Source organism: Paenibacillus sp. NAIST15-1 (genome assembly GCF_001894745.1).
Classification (GTDB): domain Bacteria; phylum Bacillota; class Bacilli; order Paenibacillales; family Paenibacillaceae; genus Paenibacillus_B; species Paenibacillus_B suaedae.
In genome coordinates, this window is sequence record NZ_BBYF01000014.1 from 42819 (window position 1) to 65501 (window position 22683).

Below are 22683 nucleotides of genomic sequence, written 5' to 3' on the forward strand. Positions count from 1 at the left end.
AGGAATGTTCGGTTGTTTGTGGTCATTAAGACATGCTTAATGTTGTGTATAATGCGTATTATATGCACCCAATTTTCATTATAATACACATTTAAACCGTTGATTACGGAAATAAAATCGAATATAGTGTGTATTATATATTGAAATTCAATTTATTATGACGTAATATATGAGTTGAGCAAAGGAGGTTCAAACGATATATGCTGAAACGACTCGGTGTGAGTGGTACAGGAAGAATCGGCAGATTAGTTATTCGCAGTCTGTTCATGAATGGAAACGGTGCATCACTTGGCCTTATTAATTCTACCTGTGCACCTGATCAATTGGCGCATCTCTTGAAGTATGATTCGATTCACGGTCGCTGGGAGGAAGATATTAAAGCGGGAGATCAATGCCTTATCATTCGGGGACATCGGATTCCGTTAGTAAGCGAACGCAACCCAGAACTGCTGCCATGGAGAGAGCACGGAATTGATGTTGTCGTTGATGCAACAGGGAAGTTTAAGAGTCGTTCAGAAGCATCCCTGCATCTGCAAGCGGGAGCGAAGCGGGTTGTCGTGACAGCCCCAGGTAAGGATCTGGATTGTACTATCGTAATGGGCGTGAACGAGCACGCATATGATCCGCAGGAGCATACACTTATTTCTACTGCTTCCTGCACAACGAATTGTCTAGCTCCGCTTCTTCATGTACTTGATCAGGAATTTGGCTTGGGCTACGGTTGGATGACGACGGTCCATGCGTATACGAATGATCAGAAGCATCTGGATAATGCACATTCGGACTGGAGAAGAGGCCGTGCTTGCGGCAGCTCCATTATTCCAACTTCAACAGGAGTTGGCAAAGCCTTGAAGGATATTCTGCCCCATCTGGCGGAGCGGGTTCAGGGTCTGTCCTTGCGAGTTCCCGTGCAAAATGTATCCTTAGTCGACCTTACTGCTCATTTGCACTGTGAAGTTACGAAGGAAGACATCGTCCGCGCATTTACAAATGCGATTAAGGAAGGCATGGGGCATTATGTAGAATACAATGAGGAGCCGCTTGTCTCCTCCGATTATATTGGCAACAACAAATCTGCAATTATTGATGGGTTATCAATTCAAACATCAGGGTATCAGGTGAAGCTGCTGGCATGGTATGACAATGAATGGGCATACGCATGCCGTGTAACGGATTTCGTTAAGTATATGTTCGTCCAATCCGAGGAGGTAGAACAATCATGCGGAACCAAATCGATGAGCTCATTGATCAGTATGTAAAAGAGAACGACTTGGGCACAATCATTTGCCGATATTGTGATGACATTATTGATACACTGCCTACGAATGGCGTGAAGACAAAATATATGGTGTGTGACAAAGAAGCGTGCCGCGAGCAAGAGGGGAGTGCTACGGCTTGATAAGTGTGCGCGTGAATTCGTTCCGAAATGGTGGCAAAGAGGATGCTGAGCTGCTGGGCGGCAAAGGTGCTAATTTGGCTGAAATGACGAAGGCGGGACTCCCAGTCCCGCCAGGCTTCACCATAACGACAGAAATGTGCAGACAGTATTACAGCAATGGATGCCGACTTCCCGTGGGATTAATGGATGAAGTAATGCGTGCAATGGTGGAACTGGAAAGAGTGCAGCAGCGCCGATTCGGCAGTGCTGAATGCCCGCTGCTTGTATCGGTTCGATCAGGCGCTGTGACATCAATGCCTGGAATGATGGATACGATACTCAATCTTGGGCTTACAGATCAGACAGTAGAAGGATTGGCTAAGCTCACGCAAAATCGCAGATTCGCTTATGACTGTTATCGCCGCTTCATTCAAATGTATGGCTCTGTTGTCTATAATATCGAGGCTGTCCATTTCGAACGCATACTTCAGCAAGAAAAGCTGCTCGCTGGGTGCACCGAGGATCAACAGCTTACGGAAGAATCGCTGTGTTCTCTTGTTCAGAAGTTCAAGCAGCTCATTGAAGTGCGTTCGGAACGCCTATTCCCTCAGGATGTGAAGCAGCAGCTTCAAGAAGCAGTTGAGGCTGTATTTCTGTCTTGGTCGAGTCCAAGAGCGAAGGTATATCGGAAGGTGCATCACATCCCACACGATCAGGGTACTGCTGTCAATATACAGTCGATGGTATTCGGAAATATGGGGGAGACAAGTGGAACAGGCGTGTTGTTTACACGCAACCCATCAACAGGAGAACCCGACTTATTTGGTGAATACCTCATGAACGCGCAGGGTGAAGATGTAGTTGGTGGTACAAGAACGCCAGTTTCTATCTCGCAGCTCGAAGTAACGATGCCACATGCCTATGAGGAGCTGGCTTTATGCGCTAAGCAGTTAGAGCTTCAATATCGGGATATGCAGGATATTGAGTTTACGATCGAGAACGGGAAGTTGTATTTGCTCCAGACCCGCAATGCCAAACGCAATGCTAGAGCTGCCCTGCAAGTTGCAGCCGATCTAGTGAAGGAAGGCCTGATTAGCAAGGAAGAGGCCGTAATGAGAATTGATGTGCAGCACCTGAATCATATGCTTCATCGTTCGCTTCATACAGCTGTGGGCTATCGTGCAATCGCGACTGGGCTTCCTGCTTCACCAGGCGCGGCATGTGGGCAAGCGGTATTCGACGCCGACACAGCAGATGAGTGGAAGCGACTAGGGAAGTCGGTTATTCTCCTTCGGATGGAGACAACACCGGAAGATATCCATGGTATTGTTGCCGCAGAAGGGATCGTAACACTGCGTGGCGGTATGACCAGTCATGCTGCCGTTGTAGCTCGGGGGATGGGTAAGCCGTGTGTGTGCGGCTGTGAAGCGCTGCAGATTGATGAGGAGCAGCGTCAGCTGATCGCCGAGGGGAATGTCCTTCGAGAGGGAGATTGGATTACGATTGATGGGGGCAGTGGACAGGTAATACCGGGGAGAATTGAGCTTCAAGATGCCAATGTATCACCCGAGATGCTGCTCATCTTGCAATGGGCGGATGAGATTCGTGCGATGAAGGTACTCGCGAATGCGGATTCACCAGCTGATGCCCGCAAAGCAAGAGAATTCGGTGCGGAAGGTATCGGCCTGTGCAGAACAGAGCACATGTTCCTGTCACCGGCAAGAGTGCCTATCGTACAACAAATGATTATGGCAGATAAGGATATCGATCGTCAGCTGGCATTGAATCGGCTTCTGCCAATGCAGCGTGCAGACTTCGAAGATATGTTCCGTGAGATGAACGGATTGCCGGTTACCATTCGCCTGCTTGATCCTCCGCTGCATGAATTCCTCCCGAATCTTGAGGAGCTTACAGAGCGATTGGATGCACTTCGTTCCTCGGGAGAAGAAGAACGTGAGCAGGAATATGAGCGCAAGGAGCTTGAACGGATGATCCGCCGAGTTCGGGATCTGGAAGAAACGAATCCAATGCTTGGACAGCGTGGCTGTAGACTTGGAATTATGTTCCCCGAAATTTATGAGATGCAGGTAGAAGCAATATTCCAAGCTGTGCTGCGTTGTCTTCGTGATGGTGTTGCAGTTCAGCCACAGATTATGATCCCACTTGTCGGTCACGTTAATGAACTGCAATTCCTGCGTAACATTGTTGATCTCGTGGCGGAACAGGTATTGGGTGAAGAGAGACGTAATTGCATGTATAAGGTAGGAACGATGATCGAAGTGCCTCGCGCGGCATTAACAGCAGGCGAAATTGCTCGTTCGGCGGATTTCTTCTCCTTCGGTACGAATGATCTGACGCAAATGACATTTGGCTACAGTCGAGATGACGCGGAGGGAAAATTCCTAACGCATTACGTGGAAAATAAGCTGCTTCCTCATAATCCATTTCAAGTGCTGGATACGGAAGGTGTTGGGAAGCTGATTGAGATGGCGGTCAATCAAGGCCGCTCCGTTAACCCGATGCTCACGACCAGCATTTGTGGGGAGCATGGTGGTGACTATGAATCCATTATGTTCTGTCATCAGATCGGCTTGGATTATGTTAGCTGCTCTCCGTATCGGCTTCCAGTCGCTCGTATTGCAGCGGCACAGGCGCAGATCCGTCTGGGAGGCGCATTAAGGCGACAAGCAGAATCACATGCAGGAGAACGGCCAGTAGATCAATCATCACAAGAAGCAGCGGTATGATTAGCTTGACTTTATAACCCTGCGCATGACTTACGGGGCGGAGTGCGTGATCTTCTGCAATCAGGAGTTACGCACTGTCCGCCCAGAATGCTATAATCTTGTCAGATGATGAACAGAATCCTACGTATTTCACGTATGGGCAGGGATCGTGATTCAAGGCGACCTTTATAGCATGAAACGGAGGGATGCGCTATCGAACTAACAACGAGACAGTTAGAAATTATTAAAATCGTCAAGAAGCATGCCCCCATTACGGGAGAACAAATCGCGGAGATGTTGACGGTCAGTAGACCTACGATTCGTGCGGATTTATCCTTGCTGGTCATGCTCGATTATATTGCGGCAAAGCCCAAGGTAGGCTATTTTCTCGGGGAGAAGGCGGAGAAGAAGGAGTCGGATTCCTACGTCCTGCGCAACATGAAGGTCGGACAGGTTCAGGGCATGCCAGTTGTGGTTGATGTGAAGACGACAGTACAGGATGCGGTTGTCACCTTATTCCTAGAGAATATCGGCAGTCTCATTGTAACCGATGAAGGCGGCAAGCTTGCAGGTGTCATTTCGCGCAAGGATTTGCTTAAGGTTACATTAGGCAATCCGAATGCGTCCTCGATGCCTGTCAGCATGGTGATGACCAGACAACCGAATATTGTAACGATTACGCCAGAGGAATCTGTATTGGAAGCTGCGCGTAAAATGATACATCACCAAGTAGACAGCCTTCCGGTCGTATCTTACCCAGAGAATCGTTCTGATCTGGAAGGGAATGTCGTAGGACGAATAACGAAGACGACGATCATCAAGCTGATGCTCGACAAAGTAGACCAGGATTAGCAGGGGGACGAAGCGTATGGGGAACGCGTCATATACGATAACCGTGTGTTCAGATTCCGTCGGGGAGACGGCAGAGGCTGTAGTGAAGGCGACAATACGCCAATTCGAAGCGCCGCAAATCAGGATTAAGCGCTATATGAATGTGCGCAATGAGGAAGAGCTCCGCATGTTGATGGAGGAGGCTGCCGAATCCGGAGGATTTGTCGCGTATACGCTCGTTCAGCCTGAATTGCGGGAAGCCATTAAAGAGCATGCAATCCGTCTAAATGTTCGAGCTGTGGATGTTATGGGGCCGATGATTCAAGCTTTCGTCGATACGTTTGCGGATCAGCCGAAGCGAATGCCAGGATTGCTGCATCGTTTGGATGCCGATTATTTTCAGCGCGTTGAAGCCGTGGAGTTCGCTGTCAAGTGTGATGATGGCAAGGATCTGCATGCGATCCTGAAGGCGGATATTGTGCTGTTAGGGGTCTCTCGCACCTCCAAAACACCATTGAGCGTCTTCTTGGCTCATAAGGGGAAGAAGGTTGTCAATTACCCGGTAGTGCCTGAAATTCAGCCGCCGGAGCACTTGTACAGCATCTCCCCAAGTAAAATAATCGGTTTGACGATGAACGCTGAGCATCTATTGAAGATCCGTTCTGAGCGGCTGAAGACGATGGGGCTTCCTGTCTTAGCTAGATATGCTTCGCTCGATCGCATCGTCGAGGAATTGGAATATGCCCGTTCATTGTTCGACCGATTAGGTTGCCCTGTCATCGATGTGACGGATAAAGCAATTGAGGAAACTGCAGGCATTGTCATGGATTTGATTACGTGAGTGAAATCAACTTGTCGTAGATAAAAGGGAGAGAAGTGGAGATGGATCGTCAGCTAGCTCTGGAAATCGCACGTGTTACAGAGGCAGGCGCTCTGGCGTCAGCCTCCTGGATCGGCCGGGGTGACAAGCATGGCGCGGATTATGCCGCTACCTCTGCTATTCGGGAAATGTTCGATTCCGTTCCGATTAATGGGACGGTTGTAATCGGTGAAGGTGAAATGGATGAGGCACCAATGCTCTATATTGGAGAGAAGGTTGGGAGCCGCTTCGGGCCGGATGTTGATGTCGCAGTGGATCCGCTAGAAGGAACAGAAGTTGTTGCGAATGGATTAAATAACGGAATGTCAGTCATCGCTATTGCAGAGAGGGGCAATCTTCTGCACGCTCCAGATATGTATATGCAGAAGCTAGCTGTAGGCCCGCTGCTCGCAGGCCACGTCAATTTAGATGATCCGATTGAGGTAACACTGGAGAAGTCCGCAGCAAGGCTGGGCAAGTCTGTAGAAGATCTCACGGTCATGATTCTTCAACGAGATCGCCATCGTGAACTTATTGAAGCCCTACGCAGCAGTGGAGTTCGGATTAAGTTGCTTGATCATGGGGATGTATCCGGTGCGATTGTACCGGCAATTATCGAGAGTGGCGTTGATCTGTACGTCGGTTCTGGCGGAGCACCGGAAGGCGTGCTGGCTGCAGCAGCTCTCCGCTGTCTTGGAGGAGAAATGCAGGGTCGGCTCATGGTGCAGAGTCGAGAACAGCTAGAGCGCTGCAAGCGGATGGGGATTCAACAGCCTGATTCATTGCTTCGAATGGAACAGCTTGTAGGTACAGGCGATATCATATTTGCAGCGACAGGCATCACGAATAGCGACTTGCTGAATGGGGTTCGTAACTTACCTGGTCAGCGTGTGGAGACGCACTCGGTCATCATGCGTGCGAACACAGGAACCATACGGTACTTGCGGTGTGTGCACAATATGTCGATCAAGCTTAAGTATGCGGCAGGGATGCATGGATAGAAGACGACGACTTCATTTCAAATGAAAAGACCGTCCTTCACCTGAATGAAGATGCAGCAAGGGAACATGATCCTCTACGATCACAAATTCAAATGTACTTCTCTTTTTGTAGACGAGACCCATCATGAATATACGTGCGTGAGCTGGATTGCAGCGGCTGGCAGCGTACATTCAATGATGGGTTTTTTGTTGTGTTTATTTGACGATCAGAGTACCTTGAATATGATGTATTTGCAGTAAATTTTCAGAAAAACAGATAAAAAGTCATAGCATCTATAAAAATTATGTCTGATTTTGTCGATAATGATAAAGTTAAATAGAGGGGAGAGAAAGCATGAAGTTTAGATTTAGGGATCTGCGTATTTCAATTAAAATTTTTATACTGGTTGGTGTAGGCATTTTGCTGCTGGCATTAAGTACGCTGACTTCGTATCGCGCCATGAATGAGATCAATCATAAGAACGACACCATTTTCAAGCATAATCTGATGTCGATCATGTGGGTGAAGCAGATTATGGTGAATAACCGTTCCATTGACTCCGCCATTTTCGAATTAATGGCAAGCAGTGATGATCGGCGGAATAGTGAGCTCAAAGCATCTATTGCTCGTTTCCGTGGTGAAAGTGATACACTCATGAAGAAATATAAGGAAGTCTTGCAAACGGATGAGGAAAAAACATTCGTAGCTGCGTATGAGAAGGCGCTAAAGCCATATCGCGATAGTAATATTCGTGCTATAGAGTTGGCAATCGCGAATAAGAACGAAGAGGCATATGACTATTACGTAAGCAATGTACGCGAGTCTCGCAGCAAGGTACAAGAAGTGTTGACCGAGCTTGTAAAGTGGAATGAAAATTTGGCGGAGCAGCAAGCGAAGAAATCAACGGAGCTAACGAAAGCTTCCACCACGACGAACGTAATCATCGGAATGATTTCACTGCTTGTATGCGTGCTGGTTGGATATGTAATCGCCAATCTGATTGTGAAGCCGCTTCGACAAATGCAAACCTTGATGAAACAAGCAGAACAAGGAGATCTCACGGTTCGCGGCTCCTATGATTCGAAGGATGAGATCGGGGTGCTGATGAAGGACTTCAACAAGATGATAGACGGTTTGTCCTCGATTATGAGCACGGTGCATGAGCGTTCGGTGCAACTGCTTCACAATTCACGCTTAGTCTCTGACAATGCGAATGAAACGGCGCAAGCGACAGAGCATATTGCTGCTTCAATGGAACAGGTCGCATCGGGTGCGCAGCTGCAGCAGACAGCATCGGAGGAAAATGCAATTGCGCTTGAAGAATTTGCACGCGGTATTCAATCGATTGTCGAAAATACATCGAGCGTTGCAGAATTGGCCAATCATTCGGCCATACAAGCTGAGCAGGGCAATGCAACGATCGTCGATGCGATGGAGCAGATGAAGTCAATTAACCAATCCGTACAAACAACGGAATCTGCTGTTGAACAGCTGCATGATCATTCTCAGCAAATCGAGAACATTATTGATGTTATTACGAATATTGCAGGGCAGACGAATCTTCTTGCGCTCAATGCGTCGATTGAAGCAGCAAGAGCCGGGGAGAGCGGCAGAGGGTTCTCAGTCGTTGCCGGAGAGGTACGCAAGCTGGCTGAACAGTCTAGTGAATCTGCCAAGCAAATAGCCGAGCTTATTGTGGAAATGCAAAACAGCACGCAGGAAACGGTAAATGCAATGGCTTATGTACGTCAGGATGTTGCGTCAGGTATGAAGGTTGTTGCGCAGGCAGGGCAGATGTTCGAGCATATCATGGCGCTGGTGCAGCAAGTGACAGGGCAAGTACAGGAGACATCAGCTGCGACAGAACAGATGTCAGCAGGTACTGAGGAGATTACTGCTTCAGTTGACGAAATGGCGAAGATTGCAGCAGATACGTCTTCCACCGTACAATCGGTGGCGGCTGCATCTGAGGAGCAGCTTGCCTCTGTAGAGACCATTTCTGCTTCGATCGGGCAGTTGAAGCAAATGGCGGAAGAACTGCAGGAGATGGTGAATCGATTTAAGCTATAAACGCATGTAGAATAGGGATTTCATTGTATTACCGGTTGCTAGAAAATAGCGGCCGGTTATTTATTTTGTAAACGGAGCAGAAAACATTATGTACAGAAAAAGGATGTGCCGCAGCACATCCTTTATGTATACGATTATTTATAATAGGAGTCGATGAGTGGAATAAAGTATCCACCGCCGCCTTTGACTTGGAAGCTGATAACAACATTTTTTACACCGCCAATATTGGCTTCAATTTCTTTGAGTCCATCTTCAGGAAGAATCGAATCTACTTTCTTTAGCAGTGCATTTTTGTCGAGATCGGAAATCTCGATATTCGTTAACTCTTGATCGATTGCAGCAAGCTTGATGACGATCTTCTGATATTTTTTGTTAGGAGTGACGATGATGGATGGCGCTTGCGAACTATCAGAATGATCATAGATGACTTCCTTATAATTTTTGCCACTGTAGGTCGTTTGTGCAGGGTCTTTGGAGTAGTAAGAGTTCGAAAAAATTTCTGCATTTAGAGGAGTGCCGTTTACTTTTTCGCCCACAATGATTTCATTTGTTTTCGAGTCGATGGCAACAGCAACATTCAATGCGCTGCCAATGCCTTTAACCGGTACATATACGTTGCCGTTATACCTAATCGGTTGCAGTGCCAATCCCTTGTCATCATTGAACTGAACTGCCTTTCCATTCACCTTCACCTTAGCAGTGCTGTCCAAGTAAGCCTCAATCTTCTTCAGGTTGGTGCCTGCATACACGCCAGTGCCTAGGCCGACTAGTAATGCAGCGCTAGTTAGAGAAGCGACTAGTGCTTTTCTCAATTCATCCCACTCCTTTTTATTCACACAAATGAAAGGAAATCATAGCTAGATAGTAGAGGAACAAAGGTCTACAATCAATAGTTCTAATTGCTTATTATTCGAGCAAACTGTCACTTTCCCAGCGTCAAGAGGGGGTGATCATTGGAAGGAGAGTGTGTACAGATAAATAAAACGCTTGGACTACGAAGAGCCCAAGCGTTTGAGGGGGGAGATATACTAGCTTTATTGTGCTTTTACAAATTCAGCAGATTTAATACCTGCTTGACGACCGAAGATAATGATATCTGCAACGGAGTTCCCGCCGATACGGTTCTCGCCGTGCAGGCCGCCGATGACTTCACCTGCTGCGTAGAGACCTGTTATAGCCTTGCCATCCTTGGTTACAACTTCGGTGTTTGTGTTGACTTTTACGCCGCCCATTGTGTAGTGGATACCAGGAGCAATTTTGATTGCATAGAATGGTCCAGCGGACAATTCGTTGTCCATGCCTGTTGTTCTGCCGAATTCAGCATCTTTTTTGTCTTTCACCGCGCCGTTCCATGTATCAAGTGTAGCTTTGAGCTGGTCGCCCGGAACGCCCATTACTTTGGCCAAATCTTCAACCGTTTCGCCTTGGATGACAAATCCCATTTTGTCGTATTGTTGAATAGCTTTTGCACGGGATTTCACGCCAGAATCAAATACAAGGTAAGCTGCTTTGTCAGACAGTTTATTAATTGCTGCCGTTACGTTATCGCGAGTATCCAGCTCGTTCGTGAATCGTTTGCCGTCTTTATCAACCAAGATTGCACCTTCACCGCGAACTGCTTCCCCGATAAGATAGGACTTCTCTTGCTGTACAGTAGGGTGAACCTGAATTTGATCCATATCTACAGTTACGCCGCCGAGCTTCTCAATCATCGTAATGCCGTCACCAGTGCTGCCGATTTGGTTCGTTGTTACGAGACCTTTCAAATCAGGGCGAACAGAGGAGATCATGTCCATGTTAGCACCATAACCGCCTGTTGTGACAACAACTGCGTTTGCGGCAATGTTCTTCTCATCCTTCTCTTCGAAGAGGACTTTAACGCCGTTCACTTTTCCGTCTTTTTCTGTAATATCAGTAACTTTCGCATTTACGAAAACCGGAATTCCTTTGGACTGTACATTCTTGACCAAGCCGCTGACGAGATATTGTCCAACAGCAGATCCGTCTTCAGGACGGTGTGTACGTTTTTCCTTCATACCGCCAGTAATCGTAAGGTTGTTCAAGCGAATGCCAATGGAATCCAACCAGTCGATTGCGCTTGCGGAATTGTCTACGAAGTAACGAAGCATTTCTTTGTCGTTCGTACCGTGACCGCCTTTTAATGTTTGTTCGAAGAAGAGGTCGTTATTGTCTTCAATGCCTTGCTCTTTTTGGAACTTGGTCTGAGATGCATTCATACCCGAAGAGGATTTCATCGTATTTCCGCCAGCTGCCGGCATTTTTTCGAAAATAACCGGATTCATGCCTTTGGCTTTGGCCTCAAGAGCAGCCGTCATTCCCGCTCCGCCAGCACCGATGATGATGATGTCATATTTGTCTTTCAATTGATCGATAGGGGTATAGCTCGCTTTAGAAGCGCCGGACACAGCTTCTGTTTCTGGTTTCTCCGTTTTTGCTGCATTGTCTTGACCCTGCGTTTGGTTCCCGTTACTGCCGCATCCTGCGATGATAAGCATGAGCGACAGAAGGAGAATCATGGTTGCTGTTGCTTTCTTTCTCATGTGAAAACCTCCACTTTCTATCTCTTTATAAATGAACATAATTTCAATACCCCCGAATGAAATCAGACGAAGCAAACCAGATGTTGGGTGAGCTATGTACTCAATATCTCCGTTGTTTTACGGTTATCTCTGGTGTTGTTCCGTACTGACAGGGTATGTGTTTGATGCTCATTTCAATTTTAATCAATTATTAATACAATGATTGTGACATATTTCACATTATAGAGTGATTTTTATCATATTTGTCCTGTGTAAATATTGGTAAATCGAAACGTAGTTAAATGGTGCCTAGCATATTGGAGTTAGAACGGGTAGATATAGGTGGTTCTTGCTAAGAAGTTTTGCTATAATGGGGGTTATATTATGAATTCCCCCCTATAACATTGTAAGGTGATCACTTATTATGGCACTCTCATTTGCAAGATTAATCAAATGCAAACCCCCGATACCCTGACATTTCGATGATGTAATTGAGATTTCCGAAATTATAGGGGGAATGCAACTTGGCACAAAAAATCTCAACTCCATCATTGCTTTTGTTTATTATTCTTGTGGGATTTCCACAAATCAGTGAAACGATATACACGCCTTCCTTGCCGGACATTGCTAGTCAATTGCAGGCAAGCAACAACATGATCCAGCTTACGCTCAGCATTTATTTTCTTGGTTTTGCATTTGGCGTGTTGTGCTGGGGAAGGTTATCGGATGCAATTGGCAGACGTCCTGCTATGCTGTGGGGCATTTTCGTATATGGAATCGGTAGCCTAGGCTGTTACCTGTCAGGTTCCGTGGAATGGCTATTGGTAAGTCGGTTCATTCAGGCATTCGGTGCAAGTACAGGGTCGGTTGTGACGCAAACGATATTGCGAGAAAGCATCGACGGTTCGAAGCGTCATGCTGTATTTGCTCAAATCTCAGCAGCTCTTGCCTTTACACCGGCTCTTGGGCCTCTGATTGGGGGCTGGGTTGACCAGTCGCTAGGCTTTAGGGCTGTATTTCTAACCCTTATCGTGATGAGTGTGGCAATATTCGCGTACACGTTCGCTTCTTTAGCTGAGACGAGAGTTGCCACGACGACCTCGAATGTGAGTACAATAGCTGTCGCCAAGCGCCTCATTGCAGACGGCAGAGTATGGGCATTTGGCTTTCTAATCGGCGCAACGAATGGCATTCTGTTCAGTTACTATGCAGAAGCGCCTTTCGTTTTTATTGAATACTTTGAGATGACGCCTGGCATCTATGGCTTCTTTGGTATTTTTGTAGCGTTGTCTTCAATAATAGGAGCCATGCTGTCGAAAAGACTATTGTCCACTTACAAGCCAGAGCAGATCATTCTGATCGGTTGCCTCGTAACTGCACTCGGTGCTGGAGCGTTGGTCGGCTTTACGCTTAGTGGATTAAGCTCGTCGCTGTTGTGCATGGGTGTATTTGTCGCCTGCGTCTTCATCCTTCTGCTTGGGATTGGTATGGCCATTCCGAACTGCCTAAGCTTAGCGCTAGTGCGCTACAGCGATGTATTGGGGACAGCAGGAGCTATTTTTGGATTAGGGTATTATCTCATCGTGAGTCTGATTACGAGCGGAATGAGCTATTTGCATAATGACTCATTAGTGACGATGCCTATGTACTTCTTCGTGCTGGCAGCTATTATGGTTATCGTGAGCAGACGAATTTCGAGTGAGTAAGCAATGTAAACGCATAGCAACTAGAAGTGCTACTGCATAGAGACAGAAGCCGATTTTCTGAAATAGAAAATCGGCTTCTTTTGCTTTTTTTCATATGACCAAATGATTAGCATATAGATCTTAATCAAACAGTGAGGTTGAAGGGATTCCGATTTCTGAGCGGAATAGTTAAATATGTATTTATTTCATCTATATTACTTCATATAGGAGTTGAACCACATTTGAATGATACATTCAAAACTACCTTAATCATCTTGTTATCAGTGCTAATTGTATTTGGAATCCCAACGTTCATATTCTTAGAAGTCTACCAATTTCCTAAGAAGATCGATGTGGTTCGATCTGCTATAACTTATAATGAGAAAGACCCTTCATCTTTTAAGAAAACCTCGATTTACATATCCGGGACATTCGTTCGGCCTTTTCTACGACAACATAAATTCGTAGGTTCCATTCGAATTGACGGCATCGATATTTCGAACAAGTATATATCATTAGATACGTATATATTTGAAAAAATAAAAGGGATTAATTCAGGAAGTTTGCTTTATCATAGCCCAGACCTAAAAAAGTATAAAGCGGAAGGAGCTATCTGGGCAGGCATGATTTGGTTTGATGATGATTTTCAGGATATAAACATAGAGTGTTTCAAAGAGATGAAGGAGAATGTGGACTTTATTGTCACGGCTGATTCTTATGAAGATGCGCTTCTTGTTCAACAGAAGATGAGGAAAGCTTTTGGATCTGGCTTTATGCCGAGTGAATAGTTCGATTTGATGTGCGTGGTATTCAATAGAGAAGTCCGTAAACACATAAAACAGCGGCAGTCTGGCGATTTTGGTCCATGACTGTCGCTATTTTTATCTGGAAAAGTCACGTGTTCATTTCGATTCTTACTAAAAAGTAAGGAAGATGATGAAAATGGTTAGACAAGAGTCATTAACTTGAGAAGCAAAGTCATCTATAATCCAGACATCAGATGAATTTGATAAAAGGAGCAGACATGATGAAAAAAATAATTGGTTTCGTGTTGGTTATCGCTATTTTTGCAGGAATAGGATTTGGGGTAAAACGATATATAGAAGGACCATCGCAACCGGCCGATGGAATTGTAGTGATTGGAACGAATCAAGATGTGAGCAAAGTCAAAGAGAAGTACAAAGATATAAGCAAAGAAATGATCGATTACAAACTGAAGCTGGTAACAACAACAATATCCAAGAAATTGTCAGAGGAGGATCAGAAGGAATTGGGTATGGAATTTGATACTCGAGTTGAGAAGTATTCGGTTATTACTCGTTCTACAGCTGAGCAATTCATGAAGAAGGGGATTATTAGAGCCAGAAAAGAACCTGACAGTGTGTCTATTCTTTCAGATCCAGTTACCTCCATCAAAGAATTATCGGATGGTCAAAATCTGTTATTCTCTTTATTTGACGAAACGAAGAATGGTCAAATTGATTTGAATGGTCAGATGGTGCCCGTACAGTATGTGAAACATCAGGCGTGGATCGGGTATATGCCAACTATGGATCTTGTTATTGTTGACGACCAAACTTACAACAAATTAAAGGAAGCAGAGTCAACGCTCTCATTAATTCATTTCCAAAGATACAGCTACGATTATAAAAATAAAGAGAAGGTGAACAAGATTTTGGATGAAGTCAGAAGTGTGTATCCTGATAGCGAAGACAAAGTAAACTTTGTAGATGTTCAAAATTAAGTGTAAGAGTTTGAACTTTACATGATAAGTGGGTGACAGTATGGAAGTTGTACGCATGGAAAATGTAGTGAAGAGCTATGGCGAAGGCAATAGCAGGGTAGACGCGTTAAAAGGGATTAACCTTTCGATTCAGCAAGGAGAATTTGTCTCCATCGTAGGTGTGTCCGGCTCGGGGAAAAGCACACTGCTGCATATATTAGGAGGATTGGATCGGCCGACCTCAGGACAAGTATTCATCGGGGAAAATAGTATTTACGGTTATTCGGACGATGAGCTTTCGATATTCAGAAGAAGGAAGGTCGGGTTTATTTTTCAATTCTTTAACTTGATTCCGGTATTGAATGTCCAGGAAAATATCGCGTTGCCTATGATATTAGATAATGAACAGGTAGATACGACGTATCTCGATGAAATTATTGAAACCTTAGGGCTTCAGGAACGGAAGACTCATCTGCCATCCGAACTATCTGGCGGCCAGCAGCAACGGGTCTCCATCGGCAGGGCGCTTATCAATCGTCCACATTTGATTCTGGCCGATGAGCCCACAGGCAACCTAGATACGAAAAATACAAAGGAAGTCATGGATTTATTACGTTTGACAGCGAAGAAATACAATCAAACCATTGTGTTGATTACGCATGATTTATCGATTGCTTCGGCTTCCGACCGGGTCATTACGATCGAAGACGGCAGTATTATTTCAGATCAACAGCTAGCTGCGAATAAGGCATAGACTGGGGGAGGATGAAGTTGATCAGCAGTTACAAACAACTTAGCAGCCGGTATTTAAAAGGGAATATCAAGCGAACCATCTTGACCTTGGTCGGAATCGTACTCTCAGTAGCGTTAATTTCCACGATCGGTCTGTTTATGAAGGGATCACAGCTCTCCCAAATTGAAAACATCAAAAAGCTAAATGGGTTTTCGTTTCATGTCGGCATATCCAATTACGATGAAGCGATACTGAATAAGATCAGATATAATCCCCAAATCGAATCGTATGGATTGATGTCTCAGGGCAAAACCATCCCAGTTGGAGACGTTTCGGTACAAATGAATTTCGCCGATCAACGTGCAATGGAGTTTTTACCCTATAGCCTTCTGGATGGCCAATTACCTGCAAATGAGCATGAGGCGGCTGTAGATTCATGGACGCTTCCTTATATTAATAAAAATCTTAAGCTCGGTGATTCATTTCAATTGGATGGAGAAACCTATAAACTTGTTGGGTTGCTCGACAATCGCGAGTTTACACAGAAAAGTAAAGTTGGCCGCTTATTAACCTATAAGCATGATTTTGCCATCGGAGAAGGCCAAATATTAATCACAATCAACCATAACGCGAACTTTAATGAAGTTTTGGACGAGATCAAATCATTCACTGACAATGAGTATGTGGTTATCAATGAAGAATTGATCAGAGTGTTGAAGCCACAGTCGGATCGCTCAATTTTGGCTGTGCTCGTCATCGTCATCAGTATCGTTGTGGTCGCGACAGCTGTCGTCATCTATAACGCTTTTCAAATTAGTGTCGTTGAGCGGATGAAACAGTTCGGATTGCTCCGAAGCATCGGCGCGACGCGCAAGCAGATTCGACACATCGTCATGAGGGAAGCAGCTGTGCTGGCTGTTATCGCCATTCCGATTGGGATTGTATGCAGCATCCTGGCACTTGCAGCTCTACAGTTCATTTTCTACCTGTTATTAGAAACGGGTGCAAGCGTCTCGTTCTTTCATATCGATTGGTCGATCATATTGATCAGTTCGCTCATTCCCCTGACAGCGGTGCTGGCGTCCAGCTATTATCCTGCTTTTTTTGCAGGCAGAATATCTCCCTTGCTGGCAATCAGCAGCAGGTTATCCATAAGGAAAGAATCGATCAAGAAACAAAAAAATACGGTGCTGAAAAAGCCAGTGTCTTTTCCATTGAGCCTGGCCCTAAAAAATGTGAAGAGAAATAAAAATCGATATACCATTACCATCTTATCCATCATTATTAGCAGTGTATTGTTTATTACGTTTTCGTCGATTATGGATATTGCATTTGCAACCAAATACGTGAACAATGAGTCCACGAAATCGGATCTAACCATCTATCTGCAAGATGATATACATGGTAAGACATCAGCAAGACAACAAGTTATGGAGCAGTTGAAGTTGCTTAGTAATGTATCTGAAGTTAGCCAACAGGACGCTAGTTTTCGAATCAACTTGAAGGATGTGGATCAATCTAGCGCGACTGTTGCGGACATCCAGCAGAGCGTTGGAACCAATCACTCGATTACAATCGTTAATCAGCTGGACGAGAATAAAACAAGGAAAGAATCAGAGCTTGTGATTAAAGTGCTCGTATATGGTTTTATTGCGGTTATTTCTCTGATCGGCAGTGTGAATATCATCAATACGATTACAATCAGCATTATCATCAGGCGCAAAGAACTGGCTGCATTAAAATCCATAGGCATGTCGCAAAAAGATCTGAAAAAAATGATTATCTATGAAGCGCTCATATATGGCGTGTCCGGAAGTTTACAAGGGATCTTCTTCGGTTGTATACTTTCTTATATATTATATGTGGCTGTCTCCGGTATCAAGAAGCTTGAATGGACGATCCCTTATGCGGCTTGTCTCCTTACATTTGCTGCCGCTTTGTTCATCAGTTATGTATCGGTTCTGATTCCGCTGCGAAAAATCCAAAAGGATAATATTATTGATGTGATCAGGGAAGAATAATACGAAGGGCCTGGCTATGTGTATAGTCAGGCTATTCTGATTTGTTGGCCTATGGCAGAAATAGAAAGAGGAGAAGGAGGGCCATACGTTGAGTACAATACTGCTTGTTGAAGATGACGAAGCTCTTGGACTAGCCATCGAATTTTCATTAAAAAATGAGGGGTATGAGGTAGTCAAAGCCTCTAGTGTCAAAGAAGCGAAGCAAGAGTTTGATCGTCAACCTTTTGATTTAATTATTCTAGATATCGGCCTACCAGATGGAAATGGATATGATTTATGTATGCATTTCAAAAAACACAGTGATACATCGGTAATTTTCTTAACCGCCCTTGATGAAGAAGCGAATGTGGTCATGGGACTGGATATTGGAGGGGATGATTACATTACGAAGCCCTTTCGCGTGAAGGAACTGATGTCCAGAGTGAAAGTGCAATTGCGCAAGCAAGCGCGTCTTGGGGCTTCTTCAACGATCTTAACGTCAGAAAATATCAAAATCGATATGAACCTCGTCAAGGTGTACAAAAATCATGACAGCCTACCAGTAACGAATTTAGAATATAAGCTCCTGCTAACGTTCATGATGAACGCGCACAAAGCATTGAAGAGAGATGAACTCCTGTCAAACATAACAGAAGGAGATGAGGTTTTCTTTGATGAAAATACGCTATCCGTATACATTCGACGTTTACGAGACAAAGTTGAGGGTGATCCCAAAAATCCGCAGTTCATTGTGACGCAAAGAGGATTGGGCTATCGTTGGAGCAAGGATGTGAATAGAGAGTAAGATGATGAAAATTACCGAGTTGAAACGCTACATAGTGATACTAGCCGTTCTGTTCATGCTATTTACAGGTTATCAAGTGATTGCACAACAATTGTTCTACAATCAAATGAAAAGCGATTCAGTGGCATCTTGGGGGGGAATAACTGCAAGATTGATTGAGCAAAACCCTGAAAATGAAGCAGTAATTATGAAGGTCTTAACGGGCCATTCGACTGATTCCATTCCTTATCAGGAAAAAGGAAGAGAGATCTTAAGGCAGTATGGATTATATGAGGGTCTGGAATCGCAGCTTTTTCCGCTGCTAAATAACCATATTGATCGCCATAATCAATTTATGTATTGGGGATTGGTGTGTTTCGGTTGTATGCTCCTTCTGGCAAGCTACATGCAGCACAAGATGATCTTCCATAAAATTAGACAGCTTACCTCGGCAGCCAAAAAAATCATCGAGGGGGATTACTCGGTTGTCATCAATGAAAACAAAGAAGGGGATCTCGCCAAACTGGCAGTTTCCTTTCGTTCGATGAAAGATATTATTCGCAAAAGCATGCAGGATTTACGTGAAGAGAGAGCATTTCTAGTACAAATGCTGCAGGATATATCTCATCAATTAAAAACGCCGCTTTCCACCATATCCATCTACAACGAGATGATGATGAATGAAGGCTTGCCGCGCCAGCAGCAAGTTCAACTGTTGGGAAATAATGATGTGCAAATCTCAAGAATGAATGTCTTGATTCACAATTTGTTGAAGGTAGCAAAAATCGATGCAAGAGCTATTTCATTTGAGAAAGAACCGGCCAATTTAGTAGAGACCATTGAGGATGCTCTAGATCGCTTACAGAGCATGATTATCAATCAGCATATATCGATTGATTGGCATACCCCGGAGGAAGTAGTCGTTGTTCACGATAAAGTATGGATGCAGGAAGCATTATTGAATCTGCTGAAGAATGCGATAGAACACTCCGAACCGGGTGAGAAGATTAAGATTGCAATTGAAGATACACCGATTTATACAGAGCTCGTGATTCAAGACTTCGGAGAAGGGATTGCTGCTGAGGAATTGCCGCATATTTTTGAACGATTCTACAAAGCTAAAGGCTCCAAAAAGCATGATTCGGTAGGGATTGGCTTGGCCTTAGCCAAATCTATTATCGAAGCGCATCAAGCCTTGATTAAGGTGGAAAGTGTGAGATACGAGTATACGAAATTTATGGTTACGTTCATGAAATACTAATGTTCACTTCTTAACCACAAAAACAGCGACAGCCGTGGACTAATTATGTCCATAACTGCCGCTGTCTTCATTTCTAGCAGATCCATTTCTTGTTTTTGCAAGAAATGTGGTCGGTATTATATCAACCTAAGGTCAATTAATGAAATAAGTAGCCGTGATGTGGTTGATTGTATAGGTGGAAGGTGCCGCAAACTGCAAATACAGATACCCGTCTTCAGTCGCAGTGAAAATTCTTCCTACATTGCTGTTGAAAAATGTCCCGAGATGATTGCTCGAGTCATATACCGAAAAGTACGAATAGCTCCCTTGTGCATAGACCGTAAGCTGTTGGCCTTTCTTCAAATAGATCCCTTCCAGTGAGCTCAGTTCATTGGGACGAAGTGCAAAGTACTTAACGAACTTCTGTGTTTGTTGAACCTCAGGCTTGACAGCATCGACAGGTGCAGTGGAAGCATATGCAGGTGCTGCTGTAGCCAGGGCGACCAGTACTGATAATGACATAAGCAATTTCTTCAAACGGATTCAACTCCTCTGATAGTTTTGCAAGTAATATCTGGAAGTTATGTTAAATATAACTCAACATCGGATTCTTGTAAACACTAAATTCCGATTTTTTTTGTAGGAAATGAAAAAATATCAATACGTGAAGAAAGGCTGCCAAAATGATTGGCAGCCTTTACTATGATTAAAGATATTGTGATTCATTGATTTGTAGGATTGCGAACTCAAAACTATCAATTAATTGGGTCGATCAATGCTAAAGATTTCACCTAGCTTCGAGTAGTTGTTACCGGCTAGTCGGCTCACAGGCTTTAATCGTTGTGCATCGATACGCCCGCCCTCAACCAATTCTTCCGCAATGTGAAAGCACACGACTCTCCCGATAATGAGATCACATGCTGGAGACGAAGGCGTTCCGCCAAGAGCAAGAGATTGCTCTAACGTACATTCCATGCGGATTTTGGCTTCGGCAATCCCTGGAACCTTAATTATGGTGCTTGGGATGGAAGTGAGTTGAGCGAAGTCCACTTCGCTCTCATCAGGCGGAAGATTGGCCGCGGTTAGATTGATTGCCTCGATGTAATCCTCATCCGATATATGAACAACAAACGAACCTGTTTCCATCATATTTCTTGACGTATCTTTGCGAACGCCATTTTTTCTTTGGACGGATACAGAAACCATGGGCGGATCGGCAGAGACGATATTGAAATAGCTATAAGGTGCAGCATTTAGTACGCCTTCAGCAGACAATGTTGTGATGAACGCAATCGGTCTCGGGAGGATGCTGCCGATGAGCAGTTTATAATTATCCCGCTCGGTTTGCTCCTCCGGATAAATGGTTAACATGGGCTCACCCCTGATTAATATGGCTTTGCAACCAAGATGAGGCTGCATGAACCTCAGAATGCGTTAATTGATGGCCTTGCTGCTCCCAATGTACGGTTACATGTGCACCTGCTTGGGTTAACAGCGTCTGCAGTTCTTCCGTCTCTTGCGGTGCGCAAATCGGATCGTTCGTTCCTGCACCGATAAATACAGGCGTACCGGACAGGTCGGGCAGTTTCAGCCCGCGACGCGGAACCATAGGGTGATGCAGTATTGCTCCTCTTAGGGAACCTTGGTGGTGAAATAAGAGGCTTCCAGCTATATTGGCCCCATTGGAGTAACCGACTGCAATGAAGTTGTTGCGATCAAGCTCATATTTGGACGCTGCTTCATTCAGAAATTCATTCAGCTCATTGGTTCTAACGATCAGATCCTCTTCATCAAAAACGCCTTCGCTTAATCTGCGGAAAAAGCGGGGCATGCCGTGCTCAAGTACATTCCCTCTAACGCTCAGTACTGATGACTCCGGCGATACGATTTGCGCTACCGGAAGCAAATCATGCTCAGTTCCGCCGGTACCGTGGAGCAGGACGAGTGTAGGCTTCGAAGGATCCGTGCCTTTTTGGAAAATATGCTGCATGATTTATTTCCCCTCCAATTCACGTACCTGGATAGGTGGCAGGAGCTTCTCGATTTGTGCACGGTGCGGTTCATATTGTGCAGGCAGCTTCAAATTCGTACCCAGTCCCTCAAATGTCTCGTCACGGGTGAATCCTGGAGGATCAGTAGCAATCTCGAATAAGATTTCTCCCTGCTCGCGGAAATAGATCGCATTGAAATATTGACGATCGATGACCGGAGTTGGGTGATATCCGGATTGCGCAACATGCTCTCTCCATTCCTCATGATCCGCAAAGTCTGTGGCGCGCCATGCGATATGGTGCACGGTACCGTATCCGCCCGACCCGCGTTCCATTGGTGCGATATTAATGTCGATTACATTGCCAAGATCGGCGCTCCCTTTGAAGCGCATCCAGTCTCCTTCTTCTCCTATCTTTTCGAGTCCCATCACGTTCTCAAGCAATTCAGAGGTTGCCTTCGGTTGAGTACTATATAATATAGCACCTCCGAACCCTTTAATGGCCTTATCCACCGGGATTCCTCCAAAAGACCATTTGCTATTCGGACCATCCTCTCGTGCCACGATTTCGAGCTGCAGCCCGTCATGATCCGAGAATTGCAAGTATTGTTCGCCAAATCTGTTTGTTCGGGTTGTTTGCACACCGAAATGTTGCAACCGCGCCTCCCAGAAGTGCATGGAGCCCGTAGGCACGACGAACGAAGTCACTCCCACTTGTCCGCCTCCGACACGGCCTTTCCGTCCCGTTTCCCAAGGGAAAAATGTCATAATCGTTCCGGGACTTCCGTTTTCATTCCCGAAATAAAAATGATACACCTCAGGAGCATCGAAATTCACTGTCTTTTTTACAAGACGAATACCTAGTATCCCTGCATAAAAATCGATGTTTTCTTGCGCGTTTCTAGCAAATGCCGTGATGTGGTGAATACCTGTTGTATGTTTCTCCATGATAATTGCTCCTTTTGCATTTATTTTTATTGTTTCCCATAACCTCATTTTCAATTTAGAAGACCTTCGTATTGGAACGCTGCTCTCCTTTTCTAATAATAATTAATGATAAGCTGCTTTATAAAAGTTAGTATAACATAAATTATCTCGAAATCAAGATATTAAAATAAAGGGAGCAGAATGCTTATTGAATTT

Annotated in this window: 20 protein-coding genes; 14 read left to right on the forward strand and 6 right to left on the reverse strand. The window is 44.9% G+C overall.

The window, feature by feature from the left end; translation table 11 throughout:
- Positions 1-200: 200 nt before the first annotated feature.
- From gap to PBN151_RS22950, 7 genes are all read left to right on the forward strand, one after another.
- Entirely contained in the window at positions 201-1259 is a 1059-nt protein-coding gene (gap, locus tag PBN151_RS22920; RefSeq protein WP_021253778.1) for a type I glyceraldehyde-3-phosphate dehydrogenase, read from the forward strand.
- On the forward strand, positions 1220-1399 hold the full coding sequence (locus PBN151_RS22925; protein WP_021253777.1) for a GapA-binding peptide SR1P: 180 nt from the start codon (positions 1220-1222) through the stop codon (positions 1397-1399). Before gap ends, PBN151_RS22925 begins: the two co-directional genes overlap by 40 nt.
- On the forward strand, positions 1396-4125 hold the full coding sequence (gene ppdK / locus PBN151_RS22930; RefSeq protein WP_072730846.1) for a pyruvate, phosphate dikinase: 2730 nt from the start codon (positions 1396-1398) through the stop codon (positions 4123-4125). Before PBN151_RS22925 ends, ppdK begins: the two co-directional genes overlap by 4 nt.
- Before the next feature lie 222 nt (positions 4126-4347).
- Positions 4348-4956, forward strand: coding sequence for a helix-turn-helix transcriptional regulator (locus tag PBN151_RS22935; protein ID WP_227774997.1), 609 nt, complete (start codon positions 4348-4350; stop codon positions 4954-4956).
- 16 nt (positions 4957-4972) lie between these two features.
- Entirely contained in the window at positions 4973-5776 is an 804-nt protein-coding gene (locus PBN151_RS22940) for a pyruvate, water dikinase regulatory protein (protein ID WP_021253774.1), read from the forward strand.
- 41 nt (positions 5777-5817) lie between these two features.
- The gene (glpX, locus tag PBN151_RS22945; protein WP_065291738.1) at positions 5818-6795 is read left to right on the forward strand and encodes a class II fructose-bisphosphatase; all 978 of its coding nucleotides are present in this window, start codon (positions 5818-5820) and stop codon (positions 6793-6795) included.
- A gap of 334 nt (positions 6796-7129) precedes the next feature.
- Positions 7130-8845, forward strand: a complete 1716-nt coding sequence (locus PBN151_RS22950) for a methyl-accepting chemotaxis protein (protein ID WP_072730847.1) — start codon at positions 7130-7132, stop codon at positions 8843-8845.
- A 134-nt stretch (positions 8846-8979) separates the two neighbouring features.
- Here PBN151_RS22950 and PBN151_RS22955 read toward each other — a convergent pair whose 3' ends face one another.
- Entirely contained in the window at positions 8980-9657 is a 678-nt protein-coding gene (locus PBN151_RS22955; RefSeq protein ID WP_065291740.1) for a hypothetical protein, read from the reverse strand.
- Positions 9658-9879: 222 nt separating this feature from the next.
- Complete coding sequence (locus PBN151_RS22960; RefSeq protein WP_072730848.1) at positions 9880-11406, reverse strand: flavocytochrome c; 1527 nt, start codon at positions 11404-11406, stop codon at positions 9880-9882.
- Between the two features lie 503 nt (positions 11407-11909).
- Here PBN151_RS22960 and PBN151_RS22965 point away from each other — a divergent pair.
- From PBN151_RS22965 to PBN151_RS22995, 7 genes are all read left to right on the forward strand, one after another.
- Positions 11910-13091 carry a multidrug effflux MFS transporter gene (locus PBN151_RS22965; RefSeq protein ID WP_072730849.1) on the forward strand — a complete coding sequence of 394 codons (1182 nt, stop codon included), beginning with the start codon at positions 11910-11912 and terminating at the stop codon, positions 13089-13091.
- A gap of 221 nt (positions 13092-13312) precedes the next feature.
- On the forward strand, positions 13313-13858 hold the full coding sequence (locus PBN151_RS22970) for a hypothetical protein (protein WP_072730850.1): 546 nt from the start codon (positions 13313-13315) through the stop codon (positions 13856-13858).
- Positions 13859-14097: 239 nt separating this feature from the next.
- Positions 14098-14814, forward strand: coding sequence for a lipoprotein BA_5634 family protein (locus tag PBN151_RS22975; protein WP_072730851.1), 717 nt, complete (start codon positions 14098-14100; stop codon positions 14812-14814).
- Between the two features lie 40 nt (positions 14815-14854).
- Positions 14855-15547, forward strand: coding sequence for an ABC transporter ATP-binding protein (locus PBN151_RS22980; protein ID WP_072730852.1), 693 nt, complete (start codon positions 14855-14857; stop codon positions 15545-15547).
- A gap of 17 nt (positions 15548-15564) precedes the next feature.
- Positions 15565-17547 (forward strand): ABC transporter permease, encoded by a 1983-nt coding sequence (locus tag PBN151_RS22985; protein ID WP_072730853.1) that lies wholly within the window; start codon positions 15565-15567, stop codon positions 17545-17547.
- 88 nt (positions 17548-17635) lie between these two features.
- The gene (locus PBN151_RS22990) at positions 17636-18331 is read left to right on the forward strand and encodes a response regulator transcription factor (protein ID WP_072730854.1); all 696 of its coding nucleotides are present in this window, start codon (positions 17636-17638) and stop codon (positions 18329-18331) included.
- A 1-nt stretch (position 18332) separates the two neighbouring features.
- Positions 18333-19571, forward strand: a complete 1239-nt coding sequence (locus PBN151_RS22995) for a sensor histidine kinase (protein WP_083545295.1) — start codon at positions 18333-18335, stop codon at positions 19569-19571.
- Positions 19572-19703: 132 nt separating this feature from the next.
- On the opposite strand, the gene PBN151_RS23000 is transcribed toward PBN151_RS22995, so the two are convergent.
- The 4 genes from PBN151_RS23000 to PBN151_RS23015 all read right to left on the reverse strand — a co-directional run bounded on the left by PBN151_RS23000 (position 19704) and on the right by PBN151_RS23015 (position 22488).
- Positions 19704-20087 carry a hypothetical protein gene (locus PBN151_RS23000; RefSeq protein WP_021253760.1) on the reverse strand — a complete coding sequence of 128 codons (384 nt, stop codon included), beginning with the start codon at positions 20085-20087 and terminating at the stop codon, positions 19704-19706.
- Between the two features lie 222 nt (positions 20088-20309).
- Positions 20310-20921: a flavin reductase family protein gene (locus PBN151_RS23005; RefSeq protein WP_072730855.1), complete on the reverse strand. Its 612-nt coding sequence runs from the start codon at positions 20919-20921 to the stop codon at positions 20310-20312.
- 4 nt (positions 20922-20925) lie between these two features.
- Positions 20926-21540, reverse strand: coding sequence for an alpha/beta hydrolase (locus tag PBN151_RS23010; protein WP_072730856.1), 615 nt, complete (start codon positions 21538-21540; stop codon positions 20926-20928).
- Between the two features lie 3 nt (positions 21541-21543).
- Complete coding sequence (locus PBN151_RS23015; RefSeq protein WP_072730857.1) at positions 21544-22488, reverse strand: ring-cleaving dioxygenase; 945 nt, start codon at positions 22486-22488, stop codon at positions 21544-21546.
- Positions 22489-22683 lie beyond the last annotated feature (195 nt).